A 19,061-nucleotide genomic window follows, 5' to 3' on the forward strand; every position below is an offset into this window, starting at 1 on the left:
AGTTTCTACCTCAGCTTCAGGGTGGCAAGGCCGATCAGCACGAGAATCACGGTGATGATCCAGAAACGGACGATCACACGTGGCTCGGGCCAACCCTTGAGTTCAAAGTGGTGGTGAATGGGCGCCATGCGGAATACGCGGCGACCGGTCAGCTTAAAGGAGGCAACCTGAATGACCACTGACAGGGTTTCCATCACGAACACGCCGCCCATGATGAACAGGACGATTTCCTGACGGACGATCACCGCGATGGTGCCCAGGGCCGCGCCCAGCGCCAGTGCGCCGACGTCGCCCATGAAGACTTGTGCCGGATAGGTGTTGAACCACAGGAAGCCCAGGCCGGCTCCGATCAGTGCGCCGCAGAACACGATCAGTTCGCCCGCGCCCGGTACATAAGGAATCAGCAGGTATTCGGCGAATTTCACGTTACCCGACAGGTAGCAGAAGATACCCAGGCCGCCGCCCACCATCACCGTCGGCATGATCGCCAGGCCGTCGAGGCCGTCGGTCAGGTTGACCGCGTTGCTCGAACCGACAATCACGAAATAGGTCAGGACGATGAAGCCTGCGCCCAGTGGAATGCTGTAGTCCTTGAGCATCGGCAGGATCAGGGTGGTCTCCACCGGCGTGGCGGCAGTCATATAAAGGAAGATCGCCGCACCCAGGCCGAACACCGACTGCCAGAAGTATTTCCACCGGCTCGGCAAGCCACGGGAGTTTTTCTCGATCACCTTGCGGTAGTCATCAACCCAGCCGATGGCGCCAAACAGCAAGGTCACCAGCAGTACGACCCAGACGTAACGGTTGGTCAGGTCAGCCCAAAGCAGGGTACTGACACCGATGGACGACAGGATCAGCGCGCCGCCCATGGTCGGTGTGCCCGACTTGGACAGGTGCGACTGCGGGCCGTCATTGCGAACGGATTGACCGATCTGACGGTTCTGCAAAGTGCGGATCATCCACGGGCCATAGCACAGCGACAAGACCAGCGCGGTCAGTACACCGAGAATCCCGCGCAGGGTCAGGTACTGGAAGACCGCGAAGCCTTTGTAGAACTGTTGCAGATACTCCGCTAGCAGCAGCAGCATTAATGTTTCTCCGGACTGGACCCGCACAAAGCGGCGACGACGTTTTCCATCGCAGCGCTGCGCGACCCCTTGATCAAAATGGTGGTGTTTGTATCTTGCTCGGCGCCCAGGGCTTTGATCAGTTCAGCCTGCGTGCTGAAGTGAAAAGCCTCTGGACCGAATGCGTTCACGGCGTGAGCCATCATTGGCCCGACGGCGTACAGCGCAGAAACCTTGCCACGGGCGTACTCGCCCACGTCGCGGTGCCCCTGCTCCGCCCATTCGCCCAACTCGCCGATATCCCCGAGCACCAGGACGGTGCGACCGGAAAAGCCGGCCAGTATATCAACGGCAGCGCACATGGAGGTGGGGTTGGCGTTGTAAGTGTCATCGATCACGCGCATGCCATTGCTGGCCAATTGCGCGACGGTGCGTCCCTTGACCGGTTGCACCGCGCCAAGGCCGGTGGCAATACCGAACAGCGACACACCCAGGGCATGGGCGGCAGCGGCGGCGGCCATGGCATTGGCGACGTTATGGGTGCCGAGCAGGTTCAGTTGAACGCGCTCTACACCTTCAGGGCTGTGCAGATTGAAGGCCGGGCAGCCACGGGCATCGGTGGCCAGGTCACTGGCGTAGAAATCGGCGCTGGTATTGCTCAACGCAAACGTCAGCACTTTGCGATCACCGGCACGCGTCTTCCAGATACCGAAAGCCTTGTCGTCGAGATTGAGCACTGCGACGCCATCGGCCTCCAGCCCTTCGATGATCTCACCCTTGGCTTCGACGATTTTTTCCGGGCCACCGAACTCGCCGACGTGGGCGGTCCCGGCATTGTTGAGAATGGCCACGTGTGGTTTGGTCAGGCCAACGGTGTAAGCAATTTCACCGAGGCGCGATGCACCGAGTTCGATCACTGCCGCCGTATGCTCCGGCGCCAGTTCGAGCAGGGTCAGCGGCACACCGAGATCGTTGTTCAGGTTGCCACGGGTCGCCAGTACCGGGCCACGGGTGCGCAGGATGCTCGCCAGCATTTCCTTGACCGTGGTCTTGCCGCTCGAACCGGTGACAGCCGCGACCGGATGGGTGTAGGCGGCGCGATTGAGCGCACCCAACTGCCCGAGGGCCTGCCGAGTATCGCTGACCAGTAACTGCGGCAGTGTGCTGTCGGCGACTTCGCGCTCGACCAGCGCGGCCACGGCGCCCTTGGCAGCGACTTCATTCAGATAATCATGACCATCGAAGCGCGGACCGGTCAGGGCAATAAACAGCTGACCCGGCTTGATGGCGCGGCTGTCGATGCTGACGCCGTCGAAACCGGCATCGGTCGACACAAGGCGAGCATTCAGCGCGCCGGTCAGTTCGCTCAGTTGCAAGGCCTTAAGCATGGGCCACCTCCCACGCGGTCAAGGCATGATCGGCCTCGACCAGATCGGAAAAGGCATGACGCTCGCCGTTGATTTCCTGATAGTCCTCGTGACCTTTGCCGGCCAGGACAATCACGTCGTCCACCGAGGCACTGGCAATCAGCCGGGCAATCGCCTGACCGCGACCGGCAACGAACTCCACTTTATCCACAGCCGTGAAACCGGCGCGGATGTCATCGAAAATCACCGATGGATCTTCAGTGCGCGGGTTGTCGTCGGTCACCAGCACGCCATCGGCCAGGCGCTCGACCACTTCGGCCATCAACGGACGCTTGCCGCGATCACGGTCGCCGCCACAGCCGAACAGGCACAGCAACCGACCCTTGGCGTGTGGACGCAGGGCCAGCAGTACTTTTTCCAGGGCATCCGGGGTGTGGGCGTAATCGACCACCACCAGCGGCTGCGAACCACCGCCCAGACGCTGCATGCGACCGGCCGGGCCTTCGAGTTTCGGCAGCACCTTGAGGATTTCGTCCAGTGCGTAATCCAGGCCGAGCAACGCGCCGACCGCCGCCAGGACGTTGCTCAGGTTGAAGCGACCGAGCAAGGTGCTGCGCAAGTGGTGCTCGCCCTGTGGCGTGACCAACGTGGCGCGCACGCCTTCGTCGTCGAATTGCGCCTGGCGGCAATACAGGTAGGCGCTGGAATCTTCCAGGCTGTAGGTGATCAACCGCGACTCGCGCTTGTCGGCGGCCAGTTGCCGACCAAACTCGTCGTCGAGGTTGACCACGCGGCATTTCAAGTCATTCCAGTCAAACAGCCTGGCCTTGGCTTCGCCGTAAGCCTGCATGGTGCCGTGGTAATCCAGGTGATCGCGTGACAGATTGGTCATCACCGCCACATCGAACGCCAGTGCAGTCACACGGCCCTGATCCAGGCCATGGGAAGAAACTTCCATGGCGACGGCTTTGGCGCCGGCCTTTTTCAAGTCCGCCAGGGTCGCTTGCACGGCAATCGGATTCGGCGTGGTGTGCAGGCCGCTTTCCAGCGCGCCGTAGAAACCGCAACCGAGCGTGCCGACCAGGCCGCAGTGCTGGCCAAGCAGATCCAGCGCCTGGGCAACCAGTTGAGTGACACTGGTCTTGCCGTTGGTGCCGGTTACGCCGATCAGGTTCAGGTGATGGCTCGGCTCGCCATAAAAACGCCCGGCGATGTCCGACAGCTGAGCCGCCAGACCTTTGACCGGAATCAGCGGCACTTCAGTGATTGGCAGGACCGTGGCACCTTCTACTTCATAGGCCACCGCGGCAGCACCGCGCTGCAAGGCGTCGGCAATATGCGCACGCCCATCGAACTTCCCGCCCGGCACGGCGAGGAACAGATCACCCGCGCGCACGTTGCGGCTGTCCAGGGCGAGTTCACGAATCAGTAAATCGTGGCCGGCGTGAGGGAAAATCTTGTTCAGGCTCAGAGACATCAGCCGCGCCCTCCATTGGCTTTCAGCGGAACGACCGGTGTTGCGTTCGCTTGTTGAGTAGGTGGCAGGTTGTCCGGGGTGATGTTCATCAGGCGCAGGGTGCCCGACATCACGCGGCTGAACACAGGCGCGGATACCAGGCCGCCGAAGTAACCAGCCTTGGTCGGTTCATCGATGACGACCACGATGGCGTAGCGTGGATCGCTCATCGGGCCGAAACCGGCGAACAGCGAACGATAGGAGTTCTCGGCGTAACCCTTGGTGCCGACCGAGGTTTTACGCGCAGTACCGGACTTGCCGCCCACGTGATACGCCGGCACCTGCGCGCGGAACACACCGCGCGGGGCTTCGATCACTTGCTGCAGCATGCCTTGCATGGTTTTCGCGACGGCCTCCGGCAGCACCTGGGTGGTTTGCGGTGCCTTGTCGGTCTTGATCAGGGTGAGCGGTGCAAGGCGACCATTGTTGGCCAGGGCCGAGAAGGCGTGGACCAACTGGATCGCGGTCACTGAAACACCGTATCCATAGGACAGCGTCGCGGTCTCGGCCTTGCGCCACTCGCGGTAGTTCGGCAAGTTGCCGACGCGCTCGCCCGGGAAGCCCAGGCCGGTGTCCTGGCCGAGGCCGACTTTCTGTGCCAGACGGAAAATGGTTTCGCCGCCGATATCGAACGCGACCTTGCTCATCCCGACGTTACTGGAGTTGATCAGGATGCCGGTCAGGTCGAGCACCGGGCCTTCGGTCTTGGAGACGTCCTTGATGGTGTACTTGCCAATCTGCAAGGAGCCCGGATACACCTCGACGGTATCGCTCGGTTTCCAGCGGCCGGTTTCGATGGCGGCACTCATCGAGATCGCTTTCATGGTCGAGCCCGGCTCGAACACGTCGATCATCGCGCGGTTACGCATCATCGCCGGTTGCAGGTTGCGACGGTTGTTCGGGTTGTAGGTCGGCTGGTTGACCATCGCGAGAATCTCGCCGGTCTTCACGTCCATGATCACCAGGCTGCCGGCCTTGGCGCCGTTCTCGATGATCGCGTTGCGCAATTCGCGGTTGGCCAGGTATTGCAGGCGCAGGTCAATGGACAACGCCAAGGGCTTGCCGGCCTTGGCGTTTTTGGTGACCTGGACATCCTTGATCAGCCGGCCGCGCCGGTCCTTGATGACTTGTCGTTTACCCGGCACCCCGGCCAGCCATTCGTCATAGGCCAGCTCGATACCTTCCTTCCCATGGTCATCGATGTCGGTAAAGCCAACCATATGCGCGGTCACTTCACCGGCCGGATAGAAACGGCGGAACTCTTCAATGCCATAAACACCCGGCACTTTCAGGTCGAGCACAGCCTGCCCCTGCTCCGGGGTCAGCCCGCGCACCAGATAAATGAATTCTTTGTTGGCCTGGGCTTCGAGACGTTCGGCCAAGGCTTTCGGGTCCTGCCCCAAGGCAGCCGCCAGTGCCGGCCATTTCTCCTTGGCTGTTTGCATTTCCTTGGCATTGGCCCAAAGGGTGGTGACCGGTGTACTCACGGCCAAAGGCTCGCCGTTACGGTCGGTGATCAGGCCACGGTGAGCCGGAATCGGAATATGACGAACACTGCGGGCATCGCCCTGACCTTTAAGGAAGGCACGGTCGACCACTTGCAAATCGATGATGCGCCAGGCAATCGCGGCCACCATGATGCCGAGCAAACCCAGCACCACGCGGAACCGCCAAGGAAAGAGTGCACCTTCGAGTTTCATCATGGCGCCACCATCTTCACGTCAGCGGCACCGGGGATGTGCATTTTCAATTGTTCGGTGGCCAGCACTTCGATTCGGCTGTGGGCGGTCCAGGTGCTCTGCTCCAGAATCAACCGCCCCCACTCCGCCTGCGCCTTGTCGCGCACGCTCAATTCGTTGTACAGCGAATTCAATAGCTGACGGTTCCAGTGCGCGCTGTAGGACACGCCGATGGCCGAAACGAGCACGCCGACAAACAGCAGCAGCATGAAGAAGCTTCCGCCGGGCAATGGCTTGGCGAAAAGCTTGCTCACCGCAGCTTCTCCGCCACACGCATGACAGCGCTTCGCGAACGTGGGTTGGCTTTGAGTTCGGCGTCGGAGGCCGTCTGCGCTTTGCCATGGACTTTGATTTTCGGTTCGAAGGCAACATGCCGAACCGGCAGGTTGCGCGGCAGGTTGTCGGCTTCGCCTTTCACCAGCTTGCGCATGAACAGTTTGACGATACGGTCTTCCAGCGAGTGGAAGCTGATCACCACCAGGCGACCGCCCACTTCCAGGCACTCCAGCGCGGCTTCGAGACCGGTTTCCAGATCACCCAGTTCGTTGTTGACGTGAATGCGCAGCCCCTGGAATGCGCGGGTTGCGGGGTTCTTGCCCTTTTCCCATGCCGGGTTGGCGACCTTCAGGACTTCTGCCAGGTCACCGGTGCGCTCGAATGGCTTGATGTCACGGCGCTCGGCCACGGCCCGGGCCATGCGACCGGAGAAACGCTCTTCGCCGTATTCCTTGAACACCCGGGCGATTTCTTCCACGGGCGCGGTGTTGACGAATTCGGCGGCACTGATGCCACGGGACGGATCCATGCGCATGTCCAGCGGGCCGTCGTTGAGGAAGCTGAAACCGCGCTCAGGGTCGTCGAGCTGTGGCGAAGACACGCCCAGATCCAGCAGAACGCCGCTGACCTTGCCGGCCAGACCGCGTTCGGCGACTTCCGAACCCAGCTCGGCAAAGCTGCGCTGCACAACGACAAAGCGGCCGTCTTCGGCCGCTAGCGTCTGCCCGGTGGCAATCGCTTGTGGATCTTTGTCGAATCCGAGCAAGCGACCATCAGGACCGAGCTGACTGAGGATCAGCCGGCTGTGCCCGCCGCGCCCGAACGTACCGTCCAGATAGCAGCCATCAGGACGTACGGCGAGAGCCTCGACGGCTTCGTCAAGCAGTACGGTGATGTGGTTAAAGCCGCTATCAATAGTCACAGGATTAAATCACGCAGTTCATCAGGCATCGCGCCCGGTTGTTGAATAGCAGCCAGGTCAGCGGCAGAAACCGCGTTCCAGGCATCCTCGTCCCACAATTGGAACTTGTTCAGTTGGCCTACCAACATCGCGCGCTTATCCAACTTGGCATATTCACGAAGACGCGGTGGAACCAGAAAACGACCACTGCCATCGAGCTCGAGATCGACGGCATTACCAATCAGTAAACGTTGCAGGCGGCGGTTCTCTTCGCGAAGCGAAGGCAGTGCGCGCAGTTTGGTTTCAATAATTTCCCACTCATCGAGGGGGTAAACACACAAACAAGGATCAACGGCATCAATTGTTACGATCAATTGACCGGAGCTACGCGAATCGAGCTCGTCACGGTACCGGCTCGGCATTGCGAGACGGCCCTTTGCATCGAGACTGATAGCGTTAGCTCCGCGAAACACGTCAGCGTTTCTCCAAATTCTAGCGTTTTTAGCTCAAAAAACCCACTTCATGCCACTTTCCGCCACTTGCGCACACTATAGGAATGCGCCCACCACACCGTCAAGGCGCGGATTAAAGGAAAACCCTTACAGAACTGAGATTTAGGAGCATTAACGGAGGGGCAACGAGAATCCGGCACATGAAACTGCCCGATAACTTGAATCAGCACAGGAGGCTGCGTTCGGAAGTTAAAGTAATTTATTAAGAGTAAGATTTTTTTGGTATTACAAAAGAGGTTCTGCGGATGAATGTGCAAGGAGGGAAATTGCTATCACCAATCCCCTTGCTCAATGATTTAAGCAGAGGGGAGAAAAAGGTGGAGAGTCGATCTGTAAGCCGGGTTCTGTCTTGAACAGTCATTCGTCTACGATGGCCATCACTGGACATCTTTAGCAACCTACCCGGTCCCAGCGCGGGCCACGCCTTGGGACCCTATTTGGTCTTGCTCCAAGTGGGGTTTACCTAGCCACGAACTGTTGCCAGACGTGCGGTGCGCTCTTACCGCACCTTTTCACCCTTACCGGCGCCGAAGCGCTTAGGCGGTTATTTTCTGTGGCACTTTCCGTAGGCTCACGCCTCCCAGGCATTACCTGGCACTTCGCCCTATGGAGCCCGGACTTTCCTCCCCCCCCTAATTTTCATAGAGGGCAGCGACTGTCCGATCGACTCTCCGCCGCGAAGGTTACCGGCAGAGCGCCCGAAGAACAAGCGTTAAGCGCCGGTGCGCACGCCTGCGCGTCGGGTTTTACTCGCCCTTCTGCTTATCCAGCGCGATCTGATACAGCACATTCTTTCGTTCGCCGGTGATTTGCGCCGCCAAAGCCGCCGCACGCTTGAGCGGCATTTCTTCGAGCAACAGATTGAGGATGCGCATCGCCTCGCTGCTGACAGCACCCTCCTCCTCGGGGGCGGACCAGCCCGCCACCAACACGACGCACTCGCCGCGCTGCTGATTGCTGTCCGACTCGACAAACTCGCGCAGCTCGGCCAGAGGCAGCCCCTTGAGGGTTTCAAAGGTCTTGGTCAGCTCACGGGCAAGCAGTGCCGGGCGCTCGGGGCCGAACACCAGCTCCATGTCTTGCAGGCACTCCAGTATGCGATGTGGGGCCTCATAGAAGATCAATGTACGAGGTTCTTCCTTTACCTGCTCGAGGCGTGCTCGCCGCCCCACCGCCTTGGCCGGGAGAAAGCCCTCGAAAATGAAACGGTCGGAAGGCAACCCCGCCGCCGACAACGCCGCAATCAAGGCGCAGGCACCCGGAACCGGCACCACATTGATGCCTGCCGCTCGAGCCTGTCGCACCAAGTGATAACCCGGATCGGAAATCAGCGGCGTCCCGGCGTCAGAGATCAATGCCACGTTGTCACCGGCAAGCAGACGCGTGATAAAGCGACTACCTTCATCCCGCTCGTTGTGTTCATGACAGGCGGCCAATGGCGTCGAAATGCCGAAGTGTTGCATCAAGCGCTGGGAATGACGGGTGTCTTCCGCGGCGATCAAGGCAACTTCACGTAGAATCTTCAGCGCCCGCGCACTGATGTCATCCAGGTTGCCGATGGGCGTCGCCACCACATAAAGCGAGCCAGCAGCAGAATTCAAAGCACCTGGAGCAGTCAAAGCGCACACCTCATGATCGGTAAAAGTCGCCATTGTAGCGCGTAGCGAGGCTCACGATACCCGCAAGCAAACGAGGCATCGGCGACCGTTTGTGCGCTGGCGCAACATTTACACCAGCTAAATTGATCGATTCACGCCAGTAACATCGCGCCCCGGCCAGTGCTTGGGTACAATTCCACGCTAATTTGATCGAGTATCAGGAACGCTTACATGATCGCTTGCCTGCGGCTGTTATCTGCCCTCTGCCTCGCTGCCTTGCTGGCGGCTTGCGCCAGCTCGCCCTCGTCCAGCCTTGGCGAACTTCCACGGACACCGGACGCCAGTATCGAGCAACTGCTTGAGAAGGCCGCCCAAAGCAAATCTGCGGAAGATGCCGCCCTTCTGCGCTTGAGCGCTGCCGACCTGGCCTATCGCCAGGGCAATGCCGGCCAGTCCGCGCAAATCCTGCAACAGGTCCCGGTCGAGCAGCTCAAGCCGGGCCCACAGATTTTCGCCAACACCCTGGCGGCCGAACTGGCCATGACCCGCAATCAGCCCAAGGCCGCACTGGCCGCCTTGAGCCACCCAAGCATGCAATACTTGAGCGAACTGCCCGTCGAGCAACAGGTCCGCACCGGCACTGTTCACGCCCGCGCCCTGGAAGCCGATGGCCAGACCCTCGCCGCCGCTCGCGAGCGCATTTTCATTGCCCCGATGCTTAAAGGTGAAGCCGCGAGCAAAAACCACGAAGCGATCTGGACCCTGATCGCTTCGCTGCCGACCGCGCAATTGCAGCCGAACTCCACCGACGATCTCGGCGGCTGGATGGCCCTGGCCCTGGCCGTGAAATCCGCCGGCACCCTGGAGCAGCAACAGGCCGCCATCGACAACTGGCGCGCGCAGAACCCGAAACACCCGGCCGCCCTTCAATTGCCGCAGCCACTGACCCAACTCAAGGAACTGGCCAGCCAGCCCTTGAGCAAGATTGGCCTGCTGCTGCCCCAGGATGGCCAGCTGGCCTCGGTTGGCAAAGCACTGCGCGACGGTTTCATGGCTGCCCACTACCAGGCACAACAGGCCGGGCAGAAACCACCTGCCATCGAGTTTTATGACAGCTCGCGCCTGACGTCCATGGACGAGTTCTACCGCAAGGCCCAGGCCGATGGCGTGCAACTGGTCGTCGGCCCGCTGGAGAAACCACTGGTCAAACAGCTGAGCACTCGCCCGCAACTCCCGATCACCACCCTGGCGCTGAACTACAGCGAAGGCGATCAAGGCCCGGCGCAGCTGTTCCAGTTCGGTCTTGCCGCAGAAGACGAAGCCCGCGAAGTGTCGCGCCGCGCTCGCGCCGACGGCCTGCATCGCGCAGCCATCATGGTGCCGAAAGGCGAATGGGGCGATCGCGTGCTCAAGGCGTTCAGCCAGGATTGGCAAGCCAATGGCGGCACCATCGTCGCCACCGAACGCGTCGACCAACCAGTCCAGCTGGCCCAGCAGATTGCCGACATGTTCCAGCTGCGCCAGAGCGAAGGTCGCGCCAAGAGCCTGCAAAGCACTGTTGGCTCGCAAGTAGCGGCCCAGCCGTCGCGCCGCCAGGACATCGAATTCATCTTCCTCGCCGCAACGCCGCAACAGGCCCAACAGATCAAACCGACCCTGAACTTCCAGTACGCAGGCGATGTACCGGTCTACGCCACCTCTCACGTATTCAGCGCCAGCGGCGACGTCAACCAGTACAACGACATGAACGGCATTCGCTTCTGCGAAACACCCTGGCTGCTGGACGCCAACGACCCACTGCGCCGCCAGGTCACCGCCCAATGGCCACAAGCCGCCGGTAGCCTGGGGCGTCTGTACGCCATGGGCGTGGACGCCTATCGACTGGCGCCGCGCCTCGGCCAGCTGAAGTCTCTGCCGGACAGCCGCATCGACGGTGAGTCGGGCAGCCTCGGCATGACTCAGAGCCAGCGGGTCGTGCGCCAGTTGCCATGGGCCCAGTTCGCCAATGGCCAGATCCAGCGCCTGCCGGATACCGCCCGCTGATGCCTGACAGGTCACGCCAGCAAAGCGGCATGGATGCCGAGCGCCACGCGCTCGAGCATCTTCAACAACAGGGTCTGCGCCTGCTGGCGCAGAACTGGTTGTGTAAACGCGGCGAGCTTGATCTGGTCATGCTAGATGGCGATACAGTAGTATTCGTTGAAGTCCGCTACCGAAAAGACACTCAATGGGGTGGCGCGCTCGATAGCATCGATGAGCGCAAACGGCAAAAGCTGATTTTCGCCGCGCAATATTTTCTTCAGCGCGAGTCGCGCTGGGCCAATTCCCCTTGCCGCTTCGACGTGATTGCCATCGACAGCCACCTTGATCAGCTGAACTGGCTGCAGAATGCCTTCGACGGCTGATCACCGGCATCACGAACCGGACACTATCACCCAACACTTTTGCTCTTTGCTTTGCGGGCTGCACATTCACGTGCCGAACAGCCGCGCTAATTAAGGTCACACAGATGGACATGCAATCCCGAATTCGCCAGCTTTTTCAGGCCAGTATCGACACCAAGCAACAGGCGATGGAAGTTCTTGCACCGCACATCGAGCAAGCCAGCCAGGTCATGGTCAACGCCCTGCTCAACGAAGGCAAAATGCTTTCCTGTGGCAACGGCGGCTCAGCCGGCGATGCCCAGCACTTTTCGTCCGAGCTGCTCAATCGCTTTGAGCGCGAGCGCCCGAGCCTGCCGGCCATCGCCTTGACGACCGACAGCTCGACGATCACCTCGATCGCCAATGACTACAGCTACAACGAAATCTTCTCCAAGCAGATCCGCGCACTGGGCCAACCGGGTGATGTGTTGCTGGCTATCTCCACCAGCGGCAACTCGGCCAACATAATTCAAGCGATCCAGGCCGCACATGATCGCGAAATGATTGTCGTAGCATTGACGGGACGTGATGGTGGCGGCATGGCGTCGCTGCTGTTGCCCGAGGACGTGGAGATTCGCGTACCGGCCAACGTCACCGCTCGTATTCAAGAAGTCCACCTGCTGGCGATCCATTGCCTTTGCGACTTGATCGACAGCCAATTGTTCGGGAGTGAAGAATGACCCCTAATCGCCTTGGCCTACTGGCCTTGACTCTGTGCCTCGGCATCAGCGGTTGCACCTCGGTGGTGACTGCCAGCCGTGAAGCACCCATTGAAGATGACCGCGGCACTCGCACACTGGGCAGCAAGATCGACGACTCCCTGATCGACACCAAGGTTGGCGTGAACATCGCCAAGGCCGACCCGGCCCTGGACAAGGACTCGCACATCGTCGTCACCAGCTACAACGGTGTCGTGCTGCTCGCCGGGCAAACGCCACGCGCAGACCTCAAGGCCAAGGCCGAACAGGCCGCCGCCGCAGTCCAGCGCGTGAAGCAGGTGCACAACGAGCTGCAAATCATGGCCCCCTCTTCGCTGCTGGCGCGCCAGAATGACACCTGGCTGACCACCAAGATCAAGACCCAGATGCTCGCTGACGCGAACATCCCTGGTTCGCGCATCAAGGTTGTCACTGAAAACGGCATCGTCTACTTGCTGGGCCTGCTGACCAAACAGGAAGCTGCGCAGGCGACCAACCTGGTGCAAGGCGTATCCGGCGTGCAGAAGATTGTGAAGCTGTTCGAGTACATCGACTGATCCACATCCTGTAGGAGCGAGCTTGCTCGCGAAAAACGTCCGGTGAATGCGCTCATTCAGACAGCCCGCGTCATCGTTCACGCCCATCGCGAGCAGGCTCGCTCCTACATCGTTTGAAGGTGGTGAAGTAATAAAAAAGGCGATCCATCCGGATCGCCTTTTTTATTACTTCACCACCTTCAAACTGGGGCGACCGCTTGGCCGCGGTGGCTCGCTGTCCGGTGGCGGAAGGTCGTCATCCGGCTCGATGTCGTCGTCCTCGCCCATCGGCGATTCCAGATCAAACACCATGCCCTGGCCGTTCTCCCGGGCGTAGATACCCAGGATCGATGCGATAGGCACGTACAAGGTGTGCGGCACGCCACCGAAGCGCCCCTCGAAACTGACCGCCTCGTTGTCCATGTGCAAGTGGCGCACGGCTTGTGGCGATACGTTCAGGACGATCTGCCCGTCACTGGCAAAGCCTTGAGGTACCTGCACCGACGGATACTCGGAATTGACCAGCATATGCGGGGTGCAATCGTTGTCCACAATCCACTCATAGAGCGCGCGGACCAGATAAGGTCGACTGGAGTTCATAGCGGCTCCTTAAGCCTTAGCGCATGTCGCGTTCGACACCAGACAGACTCGCCTGGAAAGCCTCACGCGCAAACTGGCGCTCCATATAATCAAGCAGCGGCTTGGCCGGCCGCGGCAGTTCTATACCCAGAATCGGCAATCGCCAGAGTATTGGCAATAGGCAGCAGTCCACCAGGCTTTGTTCCTCACTGAGGAAAAACGGCTTGTCGGCAAACAGTGGCGACACACCCGTCAGGCTTTCGCGCAACTCCTTGCGAGCCACGGCACGGGCCGCCTCCTTGGTCCGCGAATCCAGAATCAGATCCACCAGACCACACCAGTCCCGCTGAATGCGGTGTATCAGCAGGCGACTGTTGGCACGCGCCACGGGATAAACCGGCAGTAGCGGCGGGTGCGGGTAACGCTCATCCAGATATTCCATCACCACAGTCGACTCCCACAACGCCAGGTCGCGATCGACCAGGGTGGGCAAGCTGCCGTAAGGGTTCACTTCAATCAGTTTAGGCGGCTGGCGTCCAGCTTCCACGTAAATGATCTCGGCGCTGACACCCTTCTCTGCCAGTACGATGCGCACTCGGTGGGAATAGTGGTCGGCGGGGTCGGAGTAACAGGCCAACCGATTGGTCACGCCCATGGCGATCCTCCTCGCTTGTAGAAATTATCGAAAGCGGAAAAACGAGCGCGCCCAGAGGGCGCCTCCCGTAACGACTGGATCACCAGTATCGCTACCTATTCAGAGGCGCCCTTGGGCGCGCGCGATTAACAGCAATAGCTTGAAGCTTTATCAGTGCACGTCTTTCCAGTATTCGCGCTTGAGCAGGTAAGCGAATACGAAGAAGAACGCCAGGTACAACAATACGTACGTACCGATGCGCTGATGTTGCAGCTTAACCGGGTTAGCCGAGTAAGCCAGGAAGGTTACCAGATTCTTGACCTTCTCATCGAACTGCTCTTCAGTCAGAGCACCGCTTTTCGGCACGATGGTCAGCTGATCGCACGCTTCATGAGTCAACGGCGTGCCGGTCAGCGGATCATATTGCTTCTTGCCGTCTTCGACGATCGGAACCTGTTTGCATCCCACTATCTGGCGACCTTGCAGGCCGGCCAGGACGTTAGGCATGCCCACGTTCGGGAAGACCTTGTTGTTCACACCCCATGGGCGCGAAGGATCTTCATAGAACGACTTCAGGTAACCGTAGAGCCAGTCAGTGCCACGCACACGGGCAACCAGGGTCAGGTCTGGCGGTGCAGCACCAAACCAGGCCTTGGCGTCCGCAGGCTGCATGCCGATGCTCATGTGGTCACCGATCTTGGCACCTGTGAACACCAGCTTCTCCAGCATCAACTCATGGGGAATACCCAGGTCGTCGGCAACACGCTCATAGCGCTGGAACTTGGCACTGTGGCAACCCATGCAATAGTTGGCGAACGTACGCGCACCGTCCTGCATGGCTGCCTTATCGGAAACGTCAATGTCGACTTTTTCCAGCTCAGGACCACCGTGTTCGGCTGCGAAAGCGAACACTGGCAGCGCAGCAAGCATCAATACAGCAAATAGTTTTTTCATCAGCCAGTCACCCTTTCCGGAACCGGTTTGGTCTTCTCGAGCCTGGTGTAGAACGGCATCAGAATGAAGTAGGCGAAGTACAGGAACGTGCATACCTGCGACAGCAGCGTACGGCCTGGAGTCGGAGCCAGCACGCCCAACACACCCAGGATCACGAACGAGATGCAGAACACCCAGAGCCAGATCTTGCTCAGCCAGCCCTTGTAGCGCATGGACTTGACGGGGCTACGATCGAGCCACGGCAGCACGAACAGCACAGCGATGGCCGCGCCCATGGCGATTACACCCAGGAGCTTGTCCGGAACCGCACGCAAGATCGCGTAGAACGGGGTGAAGTACCAGACCGGAGCGATGTGCTCTGGGGTCTTGAAGGCGTTCGCCACTTCGAAGTTCGGCTTCTCGAGGAAGTAACCACCCATTTCCGGGAAGAAGAACACGATCGAGCAGAAGATGAACAGGAACACCACCACGCCGACGATATCTTTCACGGTGTAGTACGGGTGGAAGGCGATGCCGTCCAGCGGTATGCCGTTTTCGTCCTTGTGCTTCTTGATGTCCACGCCGTCCGGGTTGTTCGAACCGACTTCGTGCAACGCCAGGATGTGCAGTACCACCAGACCGAGGATGACGATCGGCAGGGCAACCACGTGCAGGGCGAAGAAGCGGTTCAGGGTAATGCCGGAAATCAGGTAGTCACCACGAATCCACTGGGTCAGGTCGTTGCCGATGACCGGGATCGCACCGAACAGCGAGATGATCACCTGGGCACCCCAGTAGGACATCTGGCCCCACGGCAGCAGGTAACCCATGAAGGCTTCGGCCATCAGCGCCAGGTAGATCAGCATGCCGAAGACCCACACCAGCTCGCGCGGCTTCTGGTACGAACCGTAGAGCAGACCACGGAACATGTGCAGATAGACCACGATGAAGAACGCCGAAGCGCCGGTGGAGTGCAGCAGACGCAGGATCGAGCCGTACTCGACGTCGCGCATGATGTATTCGACAGAGGCAAACGCCTCTTCCGCCGACGGGGTGTAGCTCATGGTCAGCCAGACACCGGTAACGATCTGGTTGACCAGAACGAGCAATGCCAGGGAACCAAAGAAGTAGAAAAAGTTGAAGTTTTTCGGAGCGTAATACTTGCTGAGATGGTCTTCCCACATCTTGGTCGCGGGAAAGCGCGCATCAACCCAATCCATGAACTTGCTCATCACGCTTTCTCCGTATCGACGCCAATGACAATGATCTCATCGGTCTCATAGGAATGCGGGGGAACTGGCAGGTTCAAAGGCGCAGGTTGCGACTTGTAGACGCGGCCAGCCAGATCGTAATGGGAGCCGTGGCACGGGCAGAAATATCCACCTACCCATTTCGGACCAAGATCCGCAGGTGCCACTTCCGGACGGAAAGTAGGCGAACAACCCAAGTGCGTGCAAATGCCGATCAGCAGCAGAACTTCTGGCTTGATCGAACGTGTTTCCGGGTTGACATAAGCCGGTTGCGTCGATTGTTTGGAATCAGGATCGGCGAGATCGCCTTCGATCTTTTTCAGATTCCCCAGGATTTCCGGTGTACGGCGGACGATGAACACCGGCTGACCGCGCCACTCAGCAATCATCTGCTGGCCTGGCTCGATTTTGCTGACATTCACTTTCACCGGTGCACCAGCGGCTTTCGCCTTGGCACTGGGAAACCATGACCCCACGAACGGGACCGCAGCCCCCACCGCTCCTGCAGCACCCACCACGGATGTGGCTGCTACCAAGAAGCGACGCCGGCCTGTATTCACGCCGTCATTGCTCATTCAGTCCTCTCCCATCAGCTTTGTGGCCTGTTAAATCAGGCATCTACTAAGTAAAACTATGTACTTATAAAAATTTTGCCGAATGGTAATGAAAAGCCCCAATTCTGACAAGGTAATTACCGGAGCCCACCACCCTCAAGCCTTGGAGTATAGGGCGTCTACGGATGTGGCAAGTTGTCACAGCGCAATTCTTTGATAAATCTCAGGCATAAAAAAACGCCCAGCTCCGTGAGGAAACTGGGCGTTCTTTTTTGAACGTGAAAGCGAATTAACGCTTCGAGTACTGCGGACGCTTACGCGCTTTACGCAGACCGACTTTCTTACGTTCAACTTCACGAGCATCGCGGGTTACGAAGCCGGCTTTACGCAGGGCGCTGCGCAGAGTCTCGTCGTAGTCCATCAGAGCACGAGTGATGCCGTGGCGGATTGCGCCAGCTTGACCACTCACACCACCGCCGATCACGGTGACGTAGATGTCGAACTTCTCGACAGTCTCAGTCAATTCCAGCGGCTGACGAACTACCATGCGGGCAGTTTCGCGGCCGAAGAAATTATCCAGCGAACGGTTGTTGATGGAGATGTTACCAGTACCCGGACGCAGGAAAACGCGTGCGGTTGCGGTCTTGCGACGGCCAGTGCCGTAATTTTGAGTCGCCGACATAATGTACTATTCCGTTAAAACTTCAGTTCTTGGGGCTGCTGAGCAGTATGTGGGTGTGCAGCGCCCGCATAGACTTTCAGCTTACGGTACATGTCGCGACCCAGCGGGTTCTTAGGCAGCATGCCTTTTACCGCGGTCTCGATCACGCGCTCAGGGGCCTTGGCGATCAGCTTTTCAAAGTTGATCGACTTGATGCCGCCCGGGAAACCGGAGTGGGAGTAGTACATTTTGTCAGTGGTTTTAGCACCGGTAACACGGATCTGCTCAGCGTTGATTACGACGATGTAGTCGCCAGTGTCAACGTGAGGAGTGTACTCAGGCTTGTGCTTGCCACGCAGACGGCTCGCGATTTCGGTGGCCAGACGACCCAGGGTCTGACCAGCAGCGTCGACGACAAACCAGTCGCGCTTTACTGTTTCCGGTTTAGCAGTAAAAGTCTTCATTCTTTATAGCCTCAGGGGCCGCCCTGTAAATTAGACGGCGGATCTTACTGAATAGTGCGTACTTTGACAAGTCAAAGGCAGCCGGATACAGACGCTTTCGGGGGCTCGGGTCGGCGCGTCCGTTCAACGGCAAGATTCTTCGGCGGCGGCGCATCACTTCCACTGCAGAAAGAGGTGCGCAATTATGCAGATTGCGAAAAATAATTCAACCTGCTTTTATGATTGTTTTGCCCAAGGAGCACCCCGATGGACTATCGCCAGCTAGGCCGAACCAATCTGAACGTGAGTGCCCTCTGCCTCGGAACCATGACCTGGGGCGAGCAAAACAGCGAGGCAGACGCCTTCGCCCAGATTGAACGAGCCAAGAGCGCCGGGATCAACTTCATCGATACCGCCGAAATGTACCCGGTGCCGCCCAAGGCCGAAACCTACGCCACCACCGAACGCTACATCGGTAACTACTTCAAAAGCCGCGGCGATCGCGCCGACTGGATCCTGGCCAGCAAGATCGCCGGCCCCGGCAACACCATCGATTACATCCGCGACAAGAACCTGCGGCACAATCGGCAGCACATCACCGAAGCCGTGGACGCCAGCCTCAAGCGCCTGCAAACCGACTACATCGACCTGTACCAGCTGCACTGGCCGGAGCGCAGCACCAACTTCTTCGGCGTACTCGGCTACAAGCACAAGATCGAGGCCAACCTGACGCCACTGGAGGACACCCTCGAAGCGCTGGACGAACAGGTCCGCGCCGGCAAGATCCGCCACATCGGCCTGTCCAACGAGACGCCGTGGGGCACCATGCGCTTCCTGGCCCTGGCCGAAGCCCGAGGCTGGCCGCGCGCCGTATCGATCCAGAACCCGTACAACCTGCTCAATCGCAGCTTCGAAGTCGGCCTGGCGGAGATCGCCATCCGCGAGCAGTGCGGCCTGCTCGCCTATTCGCCGCTGGCGTTCGGTTTCCTGTCAGGCAAGTACGAAGGTGGCGCCCGTCCGCCAAAAGCTCGCCTGAGCCTCTACAGCCGCTTCAGCCGCTATTTCAACCCACAGTCGGAAGCGGCCTGCAGCCGGTACGTGGCCCTGGCTCGCGAACACGGCCTGGACCCGGCGCAAATGGCCCTGGCGTTCGTGACGCAGCAGCCGTTCGTGACCAGCAACATCATTGGCGCGACCACCATGGAGCAACTGGAAAGCAACATCGCCAGTTTCGACTTGAAGCTGTCGGAGGAAGTGCTGGAAGGGATCGAGGCGATTCACCAGGATCATCCGAATCCTGCGCCATAATTTTAAAAGATCGCAGCCTGCGGCAGCTCCTACAGGGTTTACGCCAAACCCATGTAGGAGCTGCCG

General features: G+C 59.4%; 20 protein-coding genes and 1 other RNA gene. 5 read left to right on the top strand and 16 right to left on the bottom strand.

Annotated elements, in window-relative coordinates; genetic code table 11:
• Positions 1-5: 5 nt before the first annotated feature.
• The 9 genes from mraY to rsmI all read right to left on the bottom strand — a co-directional run bounded on the left by mraY (position 6) and on the right by rsmI (position 9,030).
• Entirely contained in the window at positions 6-1,088 is a 1,083-nt protein-coding gene (mraY, locus tag AC07YV_RS04060) for a phospho-N-acetylmuramoyl-pentapeptide-transferase (RefSeq protein WP_008016698.1), read from the bottom strand.
• Complete coding sequence (locus AC07YV_RS04065; RefSeq protein ID WP_102698524.1) at positions 1,088-2,455, bottom strand: UDP-N-acetylmuramoyl-tripeptide--D-alanyl-D-alanine ligase; 1,368 nt, start codon at positions 2,453-2,455, stop codon at positions 1,088-1,090. Before AC07YV_RS04065 ends, mraY begins: the two co-directional genes overlap by 1 nt.
• Positions 2,448-3,911 (bottom strand): UDP-N-acetylmuramoyl-L-alanyl-D-glutamate--2,6-diaminopimelate ligase, encoded by a 1,464-nt coding sequence (locus AC07YV_RS04070; RefSeq protein ID WP_102698525.1) that lies wholly within the window; start codon positions 3,909-3,911, stop codon positions 2,448-2,450. Before AC07YV_RS04070 ends, AC07YV_RS04065 begins: the two co-directional genes overlap by 8 nt.
• A complete protein-coding gene (locus AC07YV_RS04075) occupies positions 3,911-5,650 on the bottom strand; it encodes a peptidoglycan D,D-transpeptidase FtsI family protein (protein WP_173900782.1) in 1,740 nt (579 codons plus the stop codon). Before AC07YV_RS04075 ends, AC07YV_RS04070 begins: the two co-directional genes overlap by 1 nt.
• Complete coding sequence (ftsL, locus tag AC07YV_RS04080; protein ID WP_007998257.1) at positions 5,650-5,943, bottom strand: cell division protein FtsL; 294 nt, start codon at positions 5,941-5,943, stop codon at positions 5,650-5,652. The genes AC07YV_RS04075 and ftsL overlap by 1 nt, the downstream gene beginning before the upstream one ends.
• Positions 5,940-6,887 carry a 16S rRNA (cytosine(1402)-N(4))-methyltransferase RsmH gene (gene rsmH, locus AC07YV_RS04085; protein WP_007972589.1) on the bottom strand — a complete coding sequence of 316 codons (948 nt, stop codon included), beginning with the start codon at positions 6,885-6,887 and terminating at the stop codon, positions 5,940-5,942. The genes ftsL and rsmH overlap by 4 nt, the downstream gene beginning before the upstream one ends.
• Positions 6,884-7,339: a division/cell wall cluster transcriptional repressor MraZ gene (gene mraZ / locus AC07YV_RS04090; protein WP_007917012.1), complete on the bottom strand. Its 456-nt coding sequence runs from the start codon at positions 7,337-7,339 to the stop codon at positions 6,884-6,886. Before mraZ ends, rsmH begins: the two co-directional genes overlap by 4 nt.
• A 356-nt stretch (positions 7,340-7,695) precedes the next feature.
• Positions 7,696-8,049, bottom strand: an RNA gene (gene rnpB / locus AC07YV_RS04095) — RNase P RNA component class A.
• A gap of 75 nt (positions 8,050-8,124) precedes the next feature.
• Positions 8,125-9,030 (bottom strand): 16S rRNA (cytidine(1402)-2'-O)-methyltransferase, encoded by a 906-nt coding sequence (gene rsmI, locus AC07YV_RS04100; RefSeq protein WP_173900780.1) that lies wholly within the window; start codon positions 9,028-9,030, stop codon positions 8,125-8,127.
• 177 nt (positions 9,031-9,207) lie between these two features.
• On the opposite strand from rsmI, the gene AC07YV_RS04105 reads away from it, so the two are divergent.
• The 4 genes from AC07YV_RS04105 (at position 9,208) to AC07YV_RS04120 (ending at position 12,654) form a co-directional block, all read left to right on the top strand.
• Entirely contained in the window at positions 9,208-11,019 is a 1,812-nt protein-coding gene (locus AC07YV_RS04105; protein ID WP_102698527.1) for a penicillin-binding protein activator, read from the top strand.
• Entirely contained in the window at positions 11,019-11,381 is a 363-nt protein-coding gene (locus AC07YV_RS04110; RefSeq protein ID WP_095965538.1) for a YraN family protein, read from the top strand. The genes AC07YV_RS04105 and AC07YV_RS04110 overlap by 1 nt, the downstream gene beginning before the upstream one ends.
• A gap of 104 nt (positions 11,382-11,485) precedes the next feature.
• On the top strand, positions 11,486-12,079 hold the full coding sequence (locus AC07YV_RS04115) for a phosphoheptose isomerase (protein ID WP_007972584.1): 594 nt from the start codon (positions 11,486-11,488) through the stop codon (positions 12,077-12,079).
• Complete coding sequence (locus AC07YV_RS04120; RefSeq protein WP_102698528.1) at positions 12,076-12,654, top strand: BON domain-containing protein; 579 nt, start codon at positions 12,076-12,078, stop codon at positions 12,652-12,654. The genes AC07YV_RS04115 and AC07YV_RS04120 overlap by 4 nt, the downstream gene beginning before the upstream one ends.
• Before the next feature lie 165 nt (positions 12,655-12,819).
• Here AC07YV_RS04120 and AC07YV_RS04125 read toward each other — a convergent pair whose 3' ends face one another.
• The 7 genes from AC07YV_RS04125 to rplM form a co-directional block, all read right to left on the bottom strand.
• Positions 12,820-13,233, bottom strand: coding sequence for a ClpXP protease specificity-enhancing factor (locus AC07YV_RS04125; RefSeq protein WP_007972582.1), 414 nt, complete (start codon positions 13,231-13,233; stop codon positions 12,820-12,822).
• Positions 13,234-13,249: 16 nt separating this feature from the next.
• Positions 13,250-13,867 carry a glutathione S-transferase N-terminal domain-containing protein gene (locus AC07YV_RS04130; protein ID WP_007972581.1) on the bottom strand — a complete coding sequence of 206 codons (618 nt, stop codon included), beginning with the start codon at positions 13,865-13,867 and terminating at the stop codon, positions 13,250-13,252.
• Positions 13,868-14,017: 150 nt separating this feature from the next.
• Positions 14,018-14,800: a cytochrome c1 gene (locus AC07YV_RS04135; protein ID WP_102698529.1), complete on the bottom strand. Its 783-nt coding sequence runs from the start codon at positions 14,798-14,800 to the stop codon at positions 14,018-14,020.
• Positions 14,800-16,011: a cytochrome b gene (locus AC07YV_RS04140; RefSeq protein ID WP_034149536.1), complete on the bottom strand. Its 1,212-nt coding sequence runs from the start codon at positions 16,009-16,011 to the stop codon at positions 14,800-14,802. Before AC07YV_RS04140 ends, AC07YV_RS04135 begins: the two co-directional genes overlap by 1 nt.
• On the bottom strand, positions 16,011-16,604 hold the full coding sequence (petA, locus tag AC07YV_RS04145) for a ubiquinol-cytochrome c reductase iron-sulfur subunit (protein WP_007972576.1): 594 nt from the start codon (positions 16,602-16,604) through the stop codon (positions 16,011-16,013). The genes AC07YV_RS04140 and petA overlap by 1 nt, the downstream gene beginning before the upstream one ends.
• 268 nt (positions 16,605-16,872) lie before the next feature.
• A complete protein-coding gene (rpsI, locus tag AC07YV_RS04150) occupies positions 16,873-17,265 on the bottom strand; it encodes a 30S ribosomal protein S9 (protein WP_003228056.1) in 393 nt (130 codons plus the stop codon).
• A gap of 14 nt (positions 17,266-17,279) precedes the next feature.
• Entirely contained in the window at positions 17,280-17,708 is a 429-nt protein-coding gene (rplM, locus tag AC07YV_RS04155; protein WP_007917032.1) for a 50S ribosomal protein L13, read from the bottom strand.
• Between the two features lie 246 nt (positions 17,709-17,954).
• On the opposite strand from rplM, the gene AC07YV_RS04160 reads away from it, so the two are divergent.
• Complete coding sequence (locus AC07YV_RS04160; RefSeq protein WP_102698530.1) at positions 17,955-18,995, top strand: NADP(H)-dependent aldo-keto reductase; 1,041 nt, start codon at positions 17,955-17,957, stop codon at positions 18,993-18,995.
• Positions 18,996-19,061 lie beyond the last annotated feature (66 nt).

It is taken from the genome of Pseudomonas sp. GW456-E7 (genome assembly GCF_059424105.1).